22 protein-coding genes and 1 riboswitch are annotated in these 16,516 nt (G+C 30.7%); of the genes, 19 read left to right on the top strand and 3 right to left on the bottom strand.

Annotation, left to right across the window (positions count from 1 at the left end):
• The first annotated feature begins 12 nt into the window (after positions 1 to 12).
• The 8 genes from AB1J10_RS02755 (at position 13) to gcvPB (ending at position 5,883) form a co-directional block, all read left to right on the top strand.
• Entirely contained in the window at positions 13 to 111 is a 99-nt protein-coding gene (locus tag AB1J10_RS02755) for a hypothetical protein (protein WP_369003010.1), read from the top strand.
• The gene (locus AB1J10_RS02750; protein ID WP_239991608.1) at positions 108 to 419 is read left to right on the top strand and encodes a competence protein; all 312 of its coding nucleotides are present in this window, start codon (positions 108 to 110) and stop codon (positions 417 to 419) included. Before AB1J10_RS02755 ends, AB1J10_RS02750 begins: the two co-directional genes overlap by 4 nt.
• On the top strand, positions 400 to 693 hold the full coding sequence (locus AB1J10_RS02745) for a hypothetical protein (protein WP_107520903.1): 294 nt from the start codon (positions 400 to 402) through the stop codon (positions 691 to 693). Before AB1J10_RS02750 ends, AB1J10_RS02745 begins: the two co-directional genes overlap by 20 nt.
• On the top strand, positions 671 to 1,114 hold the full coding sequence (locus AB1J10_RS02740) for a competence type IV pilus minor pilin ComGF (RefSeq protein WP_192945963.1): 444 nt from the start codon (positions 671 to 673) through the stop codon (positions 1,112 to 1,114). The genes AB1J10_RS02745 and AB1J10_RS02740 overlap by 23 nt, the downstream gene beginning before the upstream one ends.
• A gap of 164 nt (positions 1,115 to 1,278) precedes the next feature.
• Complete coding sequence (locus AB1J10_RS02735) at positions 1,279 to 1,803, top strand: shikimate kinase (RefSeq protein WP_046208175.1); 525 nt, start codon at positions 1,279 to 1,281, stop codon at positions 1,801 to 1,803.
• Positions 1,790 to 1,886, top strand: a riboswitch (glycine riboswitch). Its footprint overlaps the gene before it by 14 nt.
• Before the next feature lie 73 nt (positions 1,887 to 1,959).
• A complete protein-coding gene (gene gcvT, locus AB1J10_RS02730; RefSeq protein ID WP_064208915.1) occupies positions 1,960 to 3,051 on the top strand; it encodes a glycine cleavage system aminomethyltransferase GcvT in 1,092 nt (363 codons plus the stop codon).
• Between the two features lie 17 nt (positions 3,052 to 3,068).
• Positions 3,069 to 4,421, top strand: a complete 1,353-nt coding sequence (gene gcvPA, locus AB1J10_RS02725) for an aminomethyl-transferring glycine dehydrogenase subunit GcvPA (protein WP_046208177.1) — start codon at positions 3,069 to 3,071, stop codon at positions 4,419 to 4,421.
• Entirely contained in the window at positions 4,408 to 5,883 is a 1,476-nt protein-coding gene (gcvPB, locus tag AB1J10_RS02720; RefSeq protein ID WP_046208178.1) for an aminomethyl-transferring glycine dehydrogenase subunit GcvPB, read from the top strand. Before gcvPA ends, gcvPB begins: the two co-directional genes overlap by 14 nt.
• 352 nt (positions 5,884 to 6,235) lie before the next feature.
• Here gcvPB and AB1J10_RS02715 read toward each other — a convergent pair whose 3' ends face one another.
• The gene (locus tag AB1J10_RS02715) at positions 6,236 to 6,622 is read right to left on the bottom strand and encodes a rhodanese-like domain-containing protein (RefSeq protein ID WP_046208179.1); all 387 of its coding nucleotides are present in this window, start codon (positions 6,620 to 6,622) and stop codon (positions 6,236 to 6,238) included.
• A gap of 172 nt (positions 6,623 to 6,794) precedes the next feature.
• On the opposite strand from AB1J10_RS02715, the gene AB1J10_RS02710 reads away from it, so the two are divergent.
• Positions 6,795 to 7,625, top strand: coding sequence for a lipoate--protein ligase family protein (locus AB1J10_RS02710; protein WP_046208180.1), 831 nt, complete (start codon positions 6,795 to 6,797; stop codon positions 7,623 to 7,625).
• 107 nt (positions 7,626 to 7,732) lie between these two features.
• On the opposite strand, the gene AB1J10_RS02705 is transcribed toward AB1J10_RS02710, so the two are convergent.
• Positions 7,733 to 7,948, bottom strand: coding sequence for an SA1362 family protein (locus AB1J10_RS02705; RefSeq protein WP_046208181.1), 216 nt, complete (start codon positions 7,946 to 7,948; stop codon positions 7,733 to 7,735).
• A 27-nt stretch (positions 7,949 to 7,975) separates the two neighbouring features.
• Positions 7,976 to 8,557 (bottom strand): hypothetical protein, encoded by a 582-nt coding sequence (locus AB1J10_RS02700; RefSeq protein ID WP_046208182.1) that lies wholly within the window; start codon positions 8,555 to 8,557, stop codon positions 7,976 to 7,978.
• A 103-nt stretch (positions 8,558 to 8,660) separates the two neighbouring features.
• Between AB1J10_RS02700 and AB1J10_RS02695 the strand changes: the two genes are divergently transcribed.
• The 10 genes from AB1J10_RS02695 (at position 8,661) to ahrC (ending at position 16,501) form a co-directional block, all read left to right on the top strand.
• On the top strand, positions 8,661 to 9,719 hold the full coding sequence (locus tag AB1J10_RS02695) for a M24 family metallopeptidase (protein WP_046208183.1): 1,059 nt from the start codon (positions 8,661 to 8,663) through the stop codon (positions 9,717 to 9,719).
• 27 nt (positions 9,720 to 9,746) lie between these two features.
• Positions 9,747 to 10,304: an elongation factor P gene (gene efp, locus AB1J10_RS02690; RefSeq protein ID WP_046208184.1), complete on the top strand. Its 558-nt coding sequence runs from the start codon at positions 9,747 to 9,749 to the stop codon at positions 10,302 to 10,304.
• 255 nt (positions 10,305 to 10,559) lie between these two features.
• A complete protein-coding gene (gene accB / locus AB1J10_RS02685) occupies positions 10,560 to 11,033 on the top strand; it encodes an acetyl-CoA carboxylase biotin carboxyl carrier protein (RefSeq protein WP_073341962.1) in 474 nt (157 codons plus the stop codon).
• Positions 11,033 to 12,382: an acetyl-CoA carboxylase biotin carboxylase subunit gene (gene accC, locus AB1J10_RS02680; RefSeq protein ID WP_107365616.1), complete on the top strand. Its 1,350-nt coding sequence runs from the start codon at positions 11,033 to 11,035 to the stop codon at positions 12,380 to 12,382. Before accB ends, accC begins: the two co-directional genes overlap by 1 nt.
• Positions 12,383 to 12,403: 21 nt before the next feature.
• Positions 12,404 to 12,766, top strand: coding sequence for an Asp23/Gls24 family envelope stress response protein (locus AB1J10_RS02675; protein ID WP_070658616.1), 363 nt, complete (start codon positions 12,404 to 12,406; stop codon positions 12,764 to 12,766).
• 112 nt (positions 12,767 to 12,878) lie between these two features.
• The gene (gene nusB, locus AB1J10_RS02670; protein ID WP_046208188.1) at positions 12,879 to 13,265 is read left to right on the top strand and encodes a transcription antitermination factor NusB; all 387 of its coding nucleotides are present in this window, start codon (positions 12,879 to 12,881) and stop codon (positions 13,263 to 13,265) included.
• A gap of 14 nt (positions 13,266 to 13,279) precedes the next feature.
• Entirely contained in the window at positions 13,280 to 14,620 is a 1,341-nt protein-coding gene (xseA, locus tag AB1J10_RS02665) for an exodeoxyribonuclease VII large subunit (protein WP_070038263.1), read from the top strand.
• Positions 14,610 to 14,855 (top strand): exodeoxyribonuclease VII small subunit, encoded by a 246-nt coding sequence (locus AB1J10_RS02660; RefSeq protein WP_103161483.1) that lies wholly within the window; start codon positions 14,610 to 14,612, stop codon positions 14,853 to 14,855. Before xseA ends, AB1J10_RS02660 begins: the two co-directional genes overlap by 11 nt.
• Positions 14,842 to 15,729 (top strand): polyprenyl synthetase family protein, encoded by an 888-nt coding sequence (locus tag AB1J10_RS02655; RefSeq protein WP_070038260.1) that lies wholly within the window; start codon positions 14,842 to 14,844, stop codon positions 15,727 to 15,729. The genes AB1J10_RS02660 and AB1J10_RS02655 overlap by 14 nt, the downstream gene beginning before the upstream one ends.
• A gap of 319 nt (positions 15,730 to 16,048) precedes the next feature.
• Positions 16,049 to 16,501, top strand: coding sequence for a transcriptional regulator AhrC/ArgR (gene ahrC / locus AB1J10_RS02650; protein ID WP_019468379.1), 453 nt, complete (start codon positions 16,049 to 16,051; stop codon positions 16,499 to 16,501).
• Positions 16,502 to 16,516 lie beyond the last annotated feature (15 nt).

Below are 16,516 nucleotides of genomic sequence, written 5' to 3'. Positions count from 1 at the left end.
ACATATATCGAGATGTTAATGGTTATGGTTATTATTAGTATCTTATTAATTGTCAAGTCAATCATATACCTATTAATGATAAAAAAAATAATGCGAACAATAATTTTATGAATAATTTAATCACTCAACTCAATTATTTAAAATCTAAAGCAATAAAAGATGATAAGTCTATAACACTTATATTTAACGACTATTCAAATAAAATTATAGTTAGAGAACAGTCAATTGAAAACAAAGATATACTATTTCCACCAAATACATTTGTACATCCTAAAAGTAATATAAAATATTTAACATTTAACAATAAAGGTAATATAAATAAATTTGGTAGTGTCTCACTTTCAGTTGATAATGAAATTTTCAAACTAATATTTCATATTGAAAAAGGAAGATTAAGATATGAAAAAATTAAACATTAACGGTAGTATACTTATGGATGCATATATCGCTTTTACTTGCATGCTTATAATGTGTAGTGTATTTTTGCCTATGCTTTTACAATTAAATCATACTTTTAATGATAAAATTGAAAACATAAGTATGAAAAGAATCATATTATTAGCTTTGAAATATAATGATAGTGAGCATTTAATAAACGGCGTAAATATTGACGGTTATAAAATAAAATTAACTAATTCTAATTTATGCATAAAAACAAAGGATAATAATAATGAAAAATGTTTTCACAAGTAAATATTCCAGCTTTACTTACATCGAAGTATTATTTACATTATTTATAACTATATTAATATTTACTATGCTACCTCTATTATATAAATCAATCGTTCCAACAAAGAATCAATCTAATTTAGAATCATCAATTGATATAGAATTTTTTTCAAGAGACATAACTGAAGCAATGTTACAAAACAATTCAAAAGCACTTGAAATTGATAAAAGCGGCCGTATTTTAAAAATTAGCATAAGGAAAAATATTATAAGGTACGAGTTTAAAAATAATAAGATTATTAAAACTGTAAATAACACAGGAAACATTACCTTATTAAACAATGTAAAAAATGCGCAATTTATATTACTAAAAAATAAGCATTTAAAATTAAAATTGAAAATGTATTATACAGGGGGTTCCTTTGAAAAGGCAGTTCAATTCTAATATGAAAGGGTATATATACCCTTTTGTGATGGTTATTTATATGCTATATTTATCACTAATAGCAATATATACTTCTCGATTTAATCTTCAACTAAAAACGCTTGATAACATTGAATCATATTATGATAAACAAATTAAATTACAATTACAAAAGGAAGATATTTTTGAAAAATAAAATTAACACACCACTTATTTTAATAGGTTTTATGGGGACAGGAAAAACAACATTAGGAAAATATATTGCACAAAACAATCAATTGAGTTTTGTAGATTTAGATGAATTTATAGTGCAACAAGAAGGAAAAACAATACCAGAAATTTTTGAACAATTAGGTGAAAAAGGATTTCGCAATTTAGAGTTTAAGTATTTAAAAAAATGTGCGAACCAATTTGACGTCATTGCTACAGGCGGGGGTATCATCGAAGGCAATGATGCATTTAACTTATTAAAAGAACAAAAACATGTTATATGGTTAGATTGCGACATAGAAATTCTATACGATAGAATTAAAAATGATAGTAATAGACCCAATGCGAATAATAAACCGTTTTTTAAATTAAAAAGCTTGTATTCAACTAGAGTTTCAAGATATAATGAAATCGCATTCATCAAAGTGAATAGTAATAAGTCGCTTCCAGTTACATATAAAAAAATATTGGAAACGATGAAAGCGAATGACCAGTATTAGAGAGAATGGTTAATCATTTATATAACCATCGCCGAAGGTGCAAGTTTAACGAAACTCTCAGGCAAAAGGATAATACTGAGACGCATTCCTGGATTTATTGACAGGGTAGTCTTAGTCTACTCTGTCTTTTTTAATATATTAATAGGGGGTTTAGCAATGGTAAATGAATTAAAACGCACACCACTTTATCAAAACTTTGTGGATCTCGGTGCAAAAATTGTTGAATTTGGTGGTTGGGCTATGCCAGTTCAATTTTCAAGTATTAAAGAAGAACATAATGCTGTAAGAACTAATATGGGCTTATTTGATGTAAGTCACATGGGTGAAATTTTAATAAAAGGTTCTGAAGCAGATCAATTAGTACAATACTTGCTTTCAAATGACACTGACAATTTAGACACAACAAAGGCGCAATATACAGCATTGTGTAACGAGCAAGGCGGTATCATCGATGATTTAATCACCTATAAACTCAGTGAAAAAGCATATTTATTAGTCGTAAATGCTGGAAACACAGATAAAGACTTTGAATGGATGAAAAAACAATCTGAAAATTTTGATGCTGAAGTCTTAAATGTATCAACAGATTATGGTCAATTAGCTATACAAGGTCCAAATGCACGTGATTTTGTTCAAAAGCATGTGAAACAGAATATATCAGAAATGTCTCCTTTTGAATTCTTACAAGATGTTGAATTCTTTGGTAAAAACGTAATATTATCCCAATCTGGTTACACAGGTGAAGATGGATTTGAAATTTATTGTAAATCAGATGATACACCATTTTTATGGGATTCAATATTAGAATTTGACGTAGAACCTTGTGGTCTTGGTGCAAGAGATACATTAAGATTAGAAGCTGGTTTACCACTTCATGGACAAGACTTAAGTGAATCAATTACACCATATGAAGGGGGAATTGCATTTGCTGCTAAACCATTAATTGATGCCGATTTTATAGGTAAAAAAGTGTTGAAAGATCAAAAAGAAAACGGTTCTAAAAGAAGAACAGTTGGCATAGAAATGATTGATAAAGGAATTCCAAGAACAGGTTACACTGTTTATGATATCGATGGAAATGAAATTGGAGAAGTTACTTCAGGCACACAATCTCCATTAACTGGTAAATCAATTGGTTTAGCTATAATTGATAGAGATGCATTTGAAATGGGCAAAGAGATTATTATTCAAATTAGAAAAAGACAAGCAAAAGCAAAAATTGTGAAGAAAAATCAAATCAGTAAATAATTTAAAGGGGTGTTACCGTGAGTCATCGTTATATTCCATTAACAGATCAAGATAAAAATGAAATGCTAGAGACAATTGGTGCTGAATCGATCAGCGAATTATTTGGAGATGTTCCAAAAGATATTTTATTAAACAGAGAGTTAGCTATTCCCGATGCTGAATCTGAAACCACATTAACAAAAAGACTTAATAAAATTGCTAGTAAAAACATTACTAAAGAAACACATACTTCGTTTTTAGGTGCAGGCGTTTATGATCATTATGCCCCAGCAGTAGTAGATGCAATGATTTCGCGTTCTGAATTTTATACTGCATATACACCTTATCAACCTGAAATTTCACAAGGTGAATTACAAGCTATCTTTGAATTTCAAACTTTAATTTGTGAATTAACAGATATGGATATTGCAAATTCATCTATGTACGATGGTATGACAAGTTTTGCAGAAGCTTGCATTTTAGCATTTAATCAAACGCGTAAAAATAAAATTGTCGTTTCAAAAGGCATGCATTATCAAGCATTACAAGTCTTACACACTTATGTAAAAACACGTGAAGAATTTGAAGTTGTTGAAGTTGATTTAGATGGTACAATTACAGATTTAGAAAAACTTGAAAATGCTATTGATGATGATACTGCTGCAGTTGCAGTCCAATATCCAAACTTTTATGGTTCAATTGAAGATTTAGAGAAAATACAGTCATATATCGAAGATAAAAAAGCATTATTTATTGTTTATACAAACCCAATCGCACTAGGGTTATTGACACCACCAGGTAGTTTTGGTGCAGATATTGTAGTTGGAGATACGCAACCATTTGGTATTCCAACACAGTTTGGCGGTCCACATTGTGGCTTCTTTGCTACTACTAAAAAACTCATGAGAAAAACACCTGGTAGACTTGTTGGACAAACCGAAGACCAAGATGGAAACCGTGGTTTTGTGTTGACACTTCAAGCACGTGAACAACATATTAGACGTGATAAAGCAACATCAAATATATGTTCAAACCAAGCATTAAATGCATTGGCTTCATCAATTTGTATGTCTGCTTTAGGAAAACAAGGTATTTACGACATTGCAGTTCAAAATTTTGAGAATGCAAACTATGCTAAAGAACAATTTAAGCAACAAGGATTTGAAGTTAGCAATGGCACATCATTTAATGAATTTGTAGTAAAATTCGATAAACCAGTTAAAGATGTAAACGATGCTTTAATTCAAGAAGACATAATAGGCGGATTTGATTTAAGTGAAATAGGAGAAAACTTCGACAATCATATGTTAATTGCAGTTACAGAATTACGAACTAAAGATGAAATTGATACATTTGTTAAGAAAGCAGGTGAAATAAATGGCAGTAAGTAAATCTAGTCCATTAATTTTTGAACGTTCTAAAGAAGGTCGTTACGCGTATTCTTTACCTAAAAAAGAAATTGATAATGGAGCAGTTAACAAGCTATTAGATGACAAATTTATTAGAAAAAACAAAGCTGAATTTCCCGAAGTAGCAGAACTAGATTTAGTGCGTCATTATACAGAATTATCAAATAAAAACTTTGGTGTTGATTCAGGATTTTATCCATTAGGTTCATGTACCATGAAATATAATCCAAAAGTAAATGAAAAAATAGCTAGAATACCTGGTTTTGCTGAATCACATCCACTACAAGATGAATCTCAAGTACAAGGTTCGCTAGAAATTATTCATAGCTTACAAGAAGAACTCAAAGAGATAACTGGTATGGATGAAGTCACTTTACAACCAGCAGCTGGTGCACATGGAGAATGGACAGCACTGATGATTTTTAAAGCTTATCATGAAAAAAATGGTGAAGGACATCGTAACGAAGTCATCGTTCCTGATTCTGCACATGGTACAAACCCTGCTTCAGCGGCATTTGCTGGATTTAAAGCTGTTACAGTGAAGTCAAATGAACGTGGAGAAGTTGATATAGAAGATTTAAAACGCCTTGTCAACGAAAACACAGCTGCAATTATGCTTACGAATCCAAATACACTAGGTATTTTTGAACAAAACATCATGGATATTCGCAATATTGTACACGAAGCCGGTGGATTATTGTATTATGATGGTGCCAACTTAAATGCAATCATGGACAAAGTTAGACCTGGAGACATGGGCTTTGATGCTGTTCATTTAAATTTACACAAGACATTTACTGGACCGCATGGTGGTGGCGGACCTGGTTCAGGACCAGTTGGTGTTAAAAAAGAACTTGCAAGTTTCTTACCAAAACCAATGGTAATTAAAGAAAATGATGTGTATAAATACGATAATAATATCGAGCATTCAATCGGACGTGTCAAACCATTTTATGGTAACTTCGGTATTTATTTAAGAGCATACACATATATTAGAACTATGGGTAATAAAGGACTTGAAGAAGTTTCAGAAGCAGCAGTACTAAATGCAAACTATATTAAAGCAAGATTAAAAGAACATTTTGAAATTCCTTATGAACAATATTGTAAACATGAATTTGTTTTAAGTGGCTCAAAACAAAAAGAATATGGTGTACGAACACTAGATATGGCTAAACGTTTACTTGACTTTGGTGTACACCCACCTACTATCTATTTCCCATTAAATGTAGAAGAGGGCATGATGATTGAACCTACTGAAACAGAATCTAAAGAAACTTTAGATTATTTCTGTGACACAATGATCGAAATTGCGAATGAAGCAAAAGAAAATCCCGATAAAGTTTTAGAAGCACCTCATACAACGATTATTGATCGATTAGACGAAACAAAAGCTGCTCGTCAACCAGTATTAAAATTTGAGCATTTAAGATCAGAAAAATAACTTTTAAAATGACATGTTAAAGGATTTTTTGAATTGATAATCAAATTATGTATGAAGCATTCAATTCAATTAAAAATTAATAACTTGATATAAACCTCATATAGAGAACAAAGGGCTAATCCGTATTAAAATGGATTGGCCCTTTATTCTCTATAAATCTTATGAAGTTAATTGTGTGAATTTACTTGGAAATATTATAAAATCACTGCCTTTCACCATGTATTTAAATTCATTCAAAACAGTTTATTTATAATATTTAGCAAATCATAAATTTAAATTTTTTAATTATATAAAAAATTGAGCTACTAGTTATTTAACTAACAGCCCAATTTTAAAATGTTAACTTATTCATTTATTTTTTTGATTTGATTTTACCAGTCCATTTTTTATATCCGCCTTTAAGCATGAATATATCTTTATAACCATTCTTTTTTAAGATTCTAGCGGCACGATAACTGGCAATACCATTCGCATCACAAAGATAGATAGGTTGATCTGTTCTCAAGCCTTGATATCTTTGCTTAAACATTGTGATTGGGATGTTACGGGCACCATTAATATGACCATAATCATAATCTACTTTTTCTCTTACATCAATCACTTGAGCTTTTCGCAAACCATTATGGAATTCATTTTGGTTTAATTCTGTTACCGCTTTTTTGTTCAAATATCTATTGAACAACATATATGCGATGATTATTATTAAAATTGCTAAAGCTATAAACCAAAAATTACTCATCTTGCATCCTCCCTAATTAACCGATATTATATATTATAAGACTGTTAGCACAAATTATCAAAATATTTTTATCATGATAATTACGTAAACTGACATTTTTGTACAATTATTGAAAACGATAACACAAATTAGATGTTATCACAATTTAATTTTAATGAATGGAGTTTTGATTGTGACTGAAACATGGCATTTTATTAATACAGGTAGTAATGATCCATTTTATAATATGGCAATGGATGAAGCGTTATTAAATTTTGTATCTAGAGGTGAAATTGATCCAGTAATTAGATTTTATACATGGGATCCAGCTACACTTTCAGTTGGTTACTTTCAAAGATTAACGAAAGAAATTGATATAGACAAGGTGAAAGATAAAGGTTATGGCCTTGTTAGAAGACAAACAGGTGGCAGAGGTGTCTTGCATGACAAAGAATTAACTTATAGTGTTATTGTACCGGAATCACATCCAAACATGCCCAAAACAGTTACAGAAGCATATAGGGTCATTTCTGAAGGGCTACTTGAAGGATTCAAAACATTAGGTTTTAATGCTTCATTTGCTATCCCACGAACTAAAGAAGAACGGTCTAAATTAAAACAACCAAGAAGTGCGGTTTGTTTTGATGCTTCCAGTTGGTATGAATTAGTCGTAGAAGGACGCAAAATTGCAGGTAGTGCGCAAATGAGACAAAAGGGTGTGATTCTGCAGCATGGTTCATTGTTACAAGATATAGATATTGATGATTTATTTGATATGTTTATATTTAAAAATGACCGTTTGAAAGAGAAAATGAAGCAAGCTTTTGTCGATAAAGCAGTAGCAATTAATGATATATCTGATCGCTACATCACTTTAGATGAAATGGAACAAGCATTCGAAAGTGGATTCAAAAAAGGATTAAATATCAATTTAAAACCTTTAGAATTGACTGCTCAGCAAAACGCAGAAGTTGACGCATTAATTAATAAGTACCAATCATCAGAATGGACTTATAGAAAATAATTAAATTCGCTATAAAAAAAGCATTTACCCAACAATTTTTGAATTTAATTGTTGGGTAAATGTTTTAATTTATTCAATAATGTTAAATATTCAGAACCTAATTTTTATTATTTTTTATGCCTTTTTCTATATTTTCTTTGGGCACGTTTATACTTTCTTTGATCTTCTGTTAAAAAGAAAAAATAATAAATTAAATAAATGATACCTGCAAAAATTGCTAAACTGATAGCCATTCTTACAAAACTAAATAAGAACGCATCTAAGTTAAGTATTAAACCAACTAATGCAATTGCGATTACGATATAAAATATTGCTTGTTTCAAAATACACACTCCTATTTATATGTCACATTACTCATTGCTTATGCTCACTTTTGATAAAGTAGTTTGCCCTTTATTAAGTTTTTTCTTATCTTTCTCGTTATAACCATCCCTTATATCACTCATGGCAGAATCTAATGACTTGTTTAATTTAGTAATATTTTTATGTTTCTTCTTATCTTCGTCATTCATTTTATCTTTATCAATTTTACTTTTATATGTAGTAAATGCACTATCAATTTTATTAGTAATATCGGTTAATTTATTTTGAACTTTTTCGCTCTGCTTATTTTTTGAGACTTCGTCTTCAATATCATTATAATCACCAATTGCTTTTGCGACATCTTGATAATATTCAGAAGACGCCTTAATATGATTTAATTTCTTTTTATTACTTTTCGCATTCTTGATATTATTTTTATCTTTTTCTAATGCAGTAATATTTGTTTTTTCTTCTTTTATTTCAAGTTTTAAGTCTTGTATATCACTTTTTAATTTATGATTTTCGTCACGTAATTTTGTTGTTTTCTCTTCTAATGGGCCTAAATTTTGGCTTCCACATCCGGCGAGTAAACACGAAGCGCATAAAATAGCGAATAATTTTTTCTTCATAACTCTCTCCTAATTCAAAAACTATAAATTTGTACACTAATTATGCTATCATTTTAATGTATATATTGGAAATGTACAAATTTATTGAATAGGGTGATTACTGTTGAATAGAATTGAAAAGTTAAAATCTGCTCTAAAGACAAAACATTTGGAAGCAATTATCGTTTTATCTGATTATAATAGAAGATACTTATCTGGATTTACTGGAACCAGTGGTGCATTGATTATTACAAATAGCGAAAAACTATTGCTTACTGATTTTAGATACATAGAGCAAGCAACTGATCAAGCTGCTGGTTTTAAAGTGATTAAGCAACAGGGACAACTGATAGAATCTATAAAATCCACACTAGAAGACTTAAATGTACAAAATGTTGGCTTTGAAGGTAATTTAGTAAGCTATGATACTTATTTACAATTAAGTAAATCATATATCAGTTTAATAAGTATTTCTGGTTTAATTGAGAGAATAAGAGAAGTCAAGGATGAACAAGAAATAGCAAATATTCAAAAAGCTGCTCAAATTGTTGATGATGCTTATGAGTATATTTTAACAGTTGCTAAAGCTGGAATGACAGAACTTGAGTTAAAAGCAAAATTAGAAAGTAAAATGCTCGAATTAGGTTCAGAAGGACCATCTTTTAATACTATTGTTGCTTCTGGAGTGAGAGGAGCACTTCCACATGGTGTAGCAAGTGATAAAGTCATCAATCAAGGAGAATTAATTACCTTGGATTATGGAGCTTATTACAATGGATATGCCTCAGATATTACCCGTACTTTTGCTATTGGCGAACCAGATGCTCAATTAAAAGAAATATATAACATTGTATTACAAGCAAATTTAAAAGGAATTGAAGCAGCTAAACAAGGAATGACTGGTAGAGAACTTGATGCAGTAGCAAGAGATTATATTACCGAAAAAGGATACGGTGAGGCTTTTGGCCATTCATTAGGGCATGGTATAGGATTAGACGTACATGAAGGTCCAAATTTATCTAAAAAATCTGAATCTCCATTAGAATTAAATAATTGTGTTACAATTGAACCCGGTATATATTTAGATGGAATTGGTGGCGTACGTATTGAAGATGATATATTAATTACCGAAAATGGTTGCGAACGCTTTACTAAATCGTCTAAAGACCTTATTATTTTATAGAAGACCTTATATTAAGGAGGAAACTGAATGATTTCGGTTAATGATTTTAAAACAGGTTTAACAATTTCTGTAGATAATGGTATTTGGAAAGTTTTAGATTTCCAACACGTAAAACCAGGAAAAGGTGCTGCATTTGTACGTTCAAAATTACGTAACTTAAGAACAGGTGCGATCCAAGAGAAGACATTTAGAGGCGGAGAAAAAGTTGAAACTGCTATGATTGAAAATCGTCGCATGCAATATTTATACGCCGATGGTGATACACATGTTTTCATGGATAACCAAACATTTGATCAAATTGAATTACCTGCTGATTACTTAGAACATGAATTAAATTTCTTAAAAGCAAATATGGAAGTTCAAATTCAAAGTTATGAAAATGAAACTTTAGGTATTGAATTGCCAAAAAACGTTGAGCTTACAGTAACAGAAACAGAACCAGGTATTAAAGGTGATACTGCTACTGGTGCAACAAAATCTGCGACTGTTGAAACAGGTTATACACTAAATGTACCATTATTTGTTAATGAAGGAGATACTTTAGTAATTAACACAAGCGATGGAAGTTACGTGTCAAGAGCTTAATTCATCAGTGACACTCACCACTTGATGACAGCATTTGCAAATTATTTTAGAAGCCTTTCCACTTACTTTAAATGGAAGGGCTTTTATTATTTGCGTAAGGACGGAAAATTATTTTGACACAAAACTATAGTTAATTATTGATTAACTATAAAAGTTAATGAGTTATAATAGAAAATATGTATATGCTTGAATTGAACATTTCACTAAAGTAAAATAAACTAGGTAAATGAAAACAATCTGAAGGAGTCAGTATTTATGAATTTTAAAGAAATTAAAGAATTAATTGAAATTCTTGATCAATCTAGCTTGACTGAAATAAATATAGAAGATAAAGGGAATATAGTTAACTTAAAAAAAGAAAAAGAAACTGAGATTATCACACCTCAAGTTTCACAACAACCGATGCAACAGATTGCACCACAACAACCAGCTGTTTCAAATCAACTTGATACACAAAGTTCTGATGATACAAGTTCTTCCCAAGAAAATGACAATTTAAAAACAATCAATGCACCAATGGTTGGCACATTTTATAAATCACCTTCACCAGAGGAAAGTCCATATGTTCAAATAGGAGATTCTGTTTCAAACGAATCAACAGTATGTATTTTGGAAGCTATGAAACTATTTAATGAAATACAAGCAGAAGTCACAGGGGAAATTACTGAAATACTAGTAGAAGACGGTCAAATGGTAGAGTATGGCCAACCGTTATTTAAGGTGAAATAATGAATAAAATTTTAATTGCAAATAGAGGGGAAATTGCTGTAAGAATTATTCGAGCCTGTCACGATTTAGGTTTACAAACTGTGGCAATATATTCTGAAGGAGACAAAGACGCATTACATACTCAAATTGCTGATGAAGCATATTGTGTCGGTCCCACTCAATCTAAAGATTCTTACCTAAATATCCCTAATATTTTATCTATCGCGACTTCAACAGGATGTGATGGGGTTCACCCTGGATATGGTTTTCTAGCAGAAAACGGTGATTTTGCTGAACTTTGTGAAGCATGTCAACTTAAATTTATTGGCCCAAGTTATGAGTCCATAAAAAAAATGGGTATCAAAGATGTCGCTAAAGAAGAAATGAAACGCGCTGAGGTTCCTGTAGTTCCTGGAAGTGAAGGGTTAGTTAAAGATATTAAAGAAGCGAAGAAAATTGCAAAAGATATAGGATATCCAGTCATTATCAAAGCTACTGCAGGCGGTGGTGGCAAAGGTATACGTGTTGCACGTGATGAAAAAGAATTGGAAACTGGCTTCAAAATGACTCAACAAGAAGCAGAAACTGCTTTTGGTAACAATGGATTATATCTTGAAAAATTTATTGAAAACTTTAGACATATCGAAATACAAGTAATTGGAGACAGTTATGGTAATGTCATCCATCTAGGTGAGCGTGATTGTACCATACAAAGACGTATGCAAAAACTTGTAGAAGAAGCACCGTCACCAATCTTAAACGATGCTAAACGGCAAGAAATGGGTAATGCAGCAGTAAGAGCAGCAAAAGCTGTAAATTATGAAAACGCTGGAACAATTGAATTTATTTATGATTTGAACACGCATGAATTTTATTTTATGGAAATGAATACACGTATTCAGGTAGAACATCCAGTTACAGAAATGGTAACTGGTATTGATTTAGTAAAACTACAACTTAAAGTAGCGATGGGTGAAAAGTTACCATTCACACAAAAAGATATTGAAATCAAAGGACATGCAATTGAATTTAGAATTAACGCTGAAAATCCTTATAAAAACTTTATGCCTTCACCAGGTAAAATTACACAATATCTAGCACCGGGTGGTTTTGGCGTAAGAATTGAATCAGCATGTTATACTAATTATACAATCCCTCCATACTATGATTCTATGGTAGCAAAATTAATTGTTCATGAACCATCAAGAGATGAAGCGATTATGACAGGATTGAGAGCGTTAGGTGAATATTTAGTATTAGGCATTGACACTACAATTCCATTTCATATTCGCCTACTAAATAACGATATATTTAGAAGTGGTGAATTTAATACTAATTTCTTAGAAACTTATAACATAATGGATGAATAAACTAAATAGGAGGTTTGTGAAATGGTCAAAGTAACAGAATCATCACATTCCAATTTAGGAAAAATAGAAATTGCACCTGAGGTTTTGACTGTTATTGCAAGTATAGCAACCTCAGAAGTAAAAGGCTTAGAAGGTCACTTTAAAGAAATAAAGGACTTAAGTGTTGAGAAAGTTACAAAAAAACAATTGGCACGTGGTATTAAAGTAGATACTAAAGATGATGGTATTCATATTGATGTATATTGCTCATTTTCATATGATATTAATATCTCAGAAACAGCAAGAAAAATACAAAATGCCATATACAATTCAATATCTACGATGACAACGATCATACCAAGTCAAATTAATGTTCACATTACACATATCGTATCTACAAATTAAATATAGCACTTTGACTTTAATGCGGTCATAAAACTGAGTTCTATAATCAAGAGATTAACAAAATTCTATTTTATATTAGTCATAAAGCGTACAATGCTAAAAGGAGTTTATAATGAGTCGAAAAGAATCAAGAACACAAGCCTTTCAAACACTATTTCAATTAGAAATGAAAAATAGTGATTTAACGATTGATGAAGCAATTAGTTTTATTAAAGATGATAATCCTGATTTAGAGTTTGATTTTATTAATTGGCTAGTTACAGGCGTAAAAGATCATGAATCTGTATTAGATAATAAAATTGCACCACATTTAAAAGATTGGACAATAGATAGATTATTGAAATCTGACCGAATTATTTTAAGAATGTCAACTTATGAATTACTAAATAGCGAAACGCCACAAAAAGTAATTATCAATGAAGCGGTTGAATTAGCAAAACAATTCAGTGATGATGAACATTATAAGTTTATCAATGGTGTGTTGAGTAATATTGAGTAAAAGAGTGATATAATATGTCAGATTATTTAAGCGTTTCAGCTTTAACTAAATATATTAAATATAAATTTGATCAAGATCCGCACTTACAGACTGTCTTGCTTAAAGGTGAACTTTCTAACTTTAAAAAACATAGTAGCGGTCATCTCTATTTTAATGTTAAAGATAAAAATAGTGTCATCAGTGCAATGATGTTTAAAGGAAATGCTTCGAAAATTGACTTCGACCCTAAAGAGGGAGATGAAGTGTTGTTAGAAGCACGTGTTTCTGTATATGAAAGACGTGGTAATTATCAAATTTATGTTAATAAAATGCATATAGATGGTATTGGTAATTTATATCAAAAATTAGAACAGTTAAAAAAGAAATTAACTAAAGATGGTTATTTTGATCAAAACCATAAAAAGATTATTCCTAAGTTTCCTAAAAAAATCGCTGTGCTGACTGCAGGCACGGGTGCAGCGATTAGAGATATCCATACTACTATTAATAGTCGATATCCTTTAGTTGAACAAATACAAATCAACACTTTAGTACAAGGTGAGCAGGCTAAGTATGATATCATTGAAAAAATAAAACAAGCTGATGATTTAAATGTAGATACTATAATCATTGGTCGTGGTGGTGGTTCTATAGAAGATTTATGGAACTTCAACGAAGAAGATGTTGTCAAAGCGATTTATGCGTGTGAAACGCCAATCATATCAGCAGTAGGCCACGAAACAGACTTTACGCTTAGTGATTTTGTAGCAGATGCACGTGCTGCTACACCTACACAAGCAGCAGTGATGGCAACACCTGATCAATATGAATTGAGGCAATATATTCAACAACAAAAACTTTCTTTAACCAGGTTTATGAAACAACAGATTCAACATCAAAAGCAGTATTTAGAACACGTTGCTTCATATTACAAATTTAAAACACCAACCTTGTTATATGATCAACAGATTCAAAAACGGGATGACTTAGAGAAACAGCTTAATTTAGCTATTACTTTTAAAGTTAATCAACATAAGCAAAAGCTAGAGTTAATAAAACAAAGTTTCAACTTAAAACATTTCAAACAAAATATTCAAAGAGAACAAACAACTATCAATCAAAAACAAACTAATCTTGTAAAATTAATGAATCATCTTATTGTAAAACAAAGAAATAATTTAACTAATAAAATAGAGAATTTGAATAATCTTAGTCCAACCAATACAATGTTACGTGGTTATACGATTGTGAACAAACAAGATAAAATAGTTACTAGTACTAGCGATCTAGCTGAAAATGATAATATTGTATTAACGATGAAAGACGGTTCTGTTGATGCACAAGTTATGAAAGTAAGGTGTAATGATGACGAATAAATCACAAAGTTTTGAAGAAATGATGAAAGAATTAGAAAGTATAGTTCAAAAACTAGATAATGAAAATGTTTCTTTAGAAGAATCTTTAAACTTATACCAAAGAGGTATGACATTATCAGCAAATTGTGATGAAACATTGAAAAATGCTGAAAAAAAAGTTAATGAACTGATGTCTGAAGAAAATGTTGAAGGCGATGAAGAAACTGAAAAGGAAGAAAATCATGATGAATCATAAAATAGACAATTTAACTGACGAAATAAATGAATTATTACAAAATTCAATTCCGAATTCATCACTGAATACAGATTTAGAACATAGCATGAGATATTCGTTAGAAGCAGGCGGCAAAAGAATTAGACCTGTTTTACTTTTATTAACATTGGAAATGCTAGCATCGGATTATAAACTTGGTTACGCTTCAGCACTTGGATTAGAAATGGTACATACGTATTCTCTTATTCATGATGATTTGCCTGCAATGGATGATGATGATTATCGAAGAGGTAAATTGACAAATCATAAAGTCTACGGTGAATGGAAAGCAATACTAGCTGGTGATGCATTACTCACTAAAGCATTTGATATCATTGTTAACGACGACAAGCTGAAAGATAATACCAAAATAAAACTGATTAAACGCTTATCATCTGCAAGTGGACATTTAGGTATGGTAGGTGGTCAAACACTCGATATGCAAAGTGAAGGTGAAGGATCTGCGGTAGACCTAAATACTTTAGAACATATCCATCAAGCTAAGACAGGTGCTTTATTAAAATTTGCAGTAATGGCAGCTGTTGATATTGCCGAGGCTGAACTAAGTGTAGCTAATTTATTAGAAAAATTTAGTGAACATTTAGGATTAATGTTCCAAATAAAAGATGATTTATTAGATATTTATGGAGACGAAGCGAAACTAGGTAAATCTACAGGTAGTGATCTTGAAAATGATAAAAGTACTTACGTCTCATTATTAGGTCAAAACGGGGCAGAAGATAAGCTGAAATCACATACTGAATCTGCATATGCGTGTTTAGCTCGTTTACCTGAACAATATGACACAAGTAATCTAAAATATATCGTAGAATTATTCAATTATAGAGAATCATAATCAGACGTAGATTCTGTTTTTACAGATTTTATAAAATTTCTACCATTAAATTATGCTAAATCATGCTACTTTTCGTAGCGTGATTTTTTATTTATAAAAATTTATAATTTTATAAATAAATATTCATTTGTTACTAAAATGGTATCGGTATAAGTGATTCAAAATTTAATTATGGCTTATTTTTAATTCACTTCGAAAATAGACAGGCAGTATACACAACAGTCAATAAAAGTATTTCTGTTAAATTAACTTTAGTAGTAGTATCATTGTCCATGTGTTAAAATCATTGTATAAATATTCGTTTACAGAGGTGCTATACATGGCAAAAAAATCAGTAAGACATATTAAAATAAGAGAAATTATATCTAATGAAAAAATTGAAACCCAAGATGAACTGGTAAAGCGTTTAAATGAATATGAGTTAAATGTTACCCAAGCAACTGTTTCTCGCGACATTAAAGAATTACAGTTAATAAAGGTCCCTACACCTTCTGGTCAATATGTTTATAGTTTACCTAATGACAGAAAATATCATCCTTTAGAAAAACTTGGTCGTTATTTAATGGATTCATTTGTAAATATTGATGGTACTGGAAACCTTTTAGTACTTAAGACCTTACCTGGTAACGCTCAATCAATTGGGGCAATTTTAGATCAAATAGACTGGGATGAAGTGTTGGGCACAATTTGTGGTGATGATACATGTTTAATTATATGCAGAGATGAATCAGCCAGCGAAAAAATTAAAACACGTATCTTTAATTTATTATAAGTATAAGGAAGTGAT

It is taken from the genome of Staphylococcus cohnii species complex 1663, from assembly GCF_041008415.1.
GTDB lineage: Bacteria > Bacillota > Bacilli > Staphylococcales > Staphylococcaceae > Staphylococcus > Staphylococcus ureilyticus.
Note: the sequence above shows the minus strand (reverse complement) of the source record. Positions and strands in the feature narration are given on the sequence as shown.

Bases quoted from the DNA above. Each gene is read 5' to 3' on its own strand.
- AB1J10_RS02745 (WP_107520903.1), top strand. From the start codon at position 400: ATGAAAAAATTAAACATTAACGGTAGTATACTTATGGATGCATATATC.
- AB1J10_RS02750 (WP_239991608.1), top strand. From the start codon at position 108: ATGAATAATTTAATCACTCAACTCAATTATTTAAAATCTAAAGCAATA.
- AB1J10_RS02700 (WP_046208182.1), bottom strand. From the start codon at position 8,557: ATGAAGAAAAAATTATTCGCTATTTTATGCGCTTCGTGTTTACTCGCC.
- AB1J10_RS02740 (WP_192945963.1), top strand. From the start codon at position 671: ATGAAAAATGTTTTCACAAGTAAATATTCCAGCTTTACTTACATCGAA.
- AB1J10_RS02755 (WP_369003010.1), top strand. From the start codon at position 13: ATGTTAATGGTTATGGTTATTATTAGTATCTTATTAATTGTCAAGTCA.
- nusB (WP_046208188.1), top strand. From the start codon at position 12,879: ATGAGTCGAAAAGAATCAAGAACACAAGCCTTTCAAACACTATTTCAA.
- accB (WP_073341962.1), top strand. From the start codon at position 10,560: ATGAATTTTAAAGAAATTAAAGAATTAATTGAAATTCTTGATCAATCT.
- efp (WP_046208184.1), top strand. From the start codon at position 9,747: ATGATTTCGGTTAATGATTTTAAAACAGGTTTAACAATTTCTGTAGAT.
- gcvPB (WP_046208178.1), top strand. From the start codon at position 4,408: ATGGCAGTAAGTAAATCTAGTCCATTAATTTTTGAACGTTCTAAAGAA.
- AB1J10_RS02660 (WP_103161483.1), top strand. From the start codon at position 14,610: ATGACGAATAAATCACAAAGTTTTGAAGAAATGATGAAAGAATTAGAA.
- accC (WP_107365616.1), top strand. From the start codon at position 11,033: ATGAATAAAATTTTAATTGCAAATAGAGGGGAAATTGCTGTAAGAATT.
- gcvT (WP_064208915.1), top strand. From the start codon at position 1,960: ATGGTAAATGAATTAAAACGCACACCACTTTATCAAAACTTTGTGGAT.
- AB1J10_RS02675 (WP_070658616.1), top strand. From the start codon at position 12,404: ATGGTCAAAGTAACAGAATCATCACATTCCAATTTAGGAAAAATAGAA.
- AB1J10_RS02715 (WP_046208179.1), bottom strand. From the start codon at position 6,622: ATGAGTAATTTTTGGTTTATAGCTTTAGCAATTTTAATAATAATCATC.
- xseA (WP_070038263.1), top strand. From the start codon at position 13,280: ATGTCAGATTATTTAAGCGTTTCAGCTTTAACTAAATATATTAAATAT.
- ahrC (WP_019468379.1), top strand. From the start codon at position 16,049: ATGGCAAAAAAATCAGTAAGACATATTAAAATAAGAGAAATTATATCT.
- AB1J10_RS02655 (WP_070038260.1), top strand. From the start codon at position 14,842: ATGATGAATCATAAAATAGACAATTTAACTGACGAAATAAATGAATTA.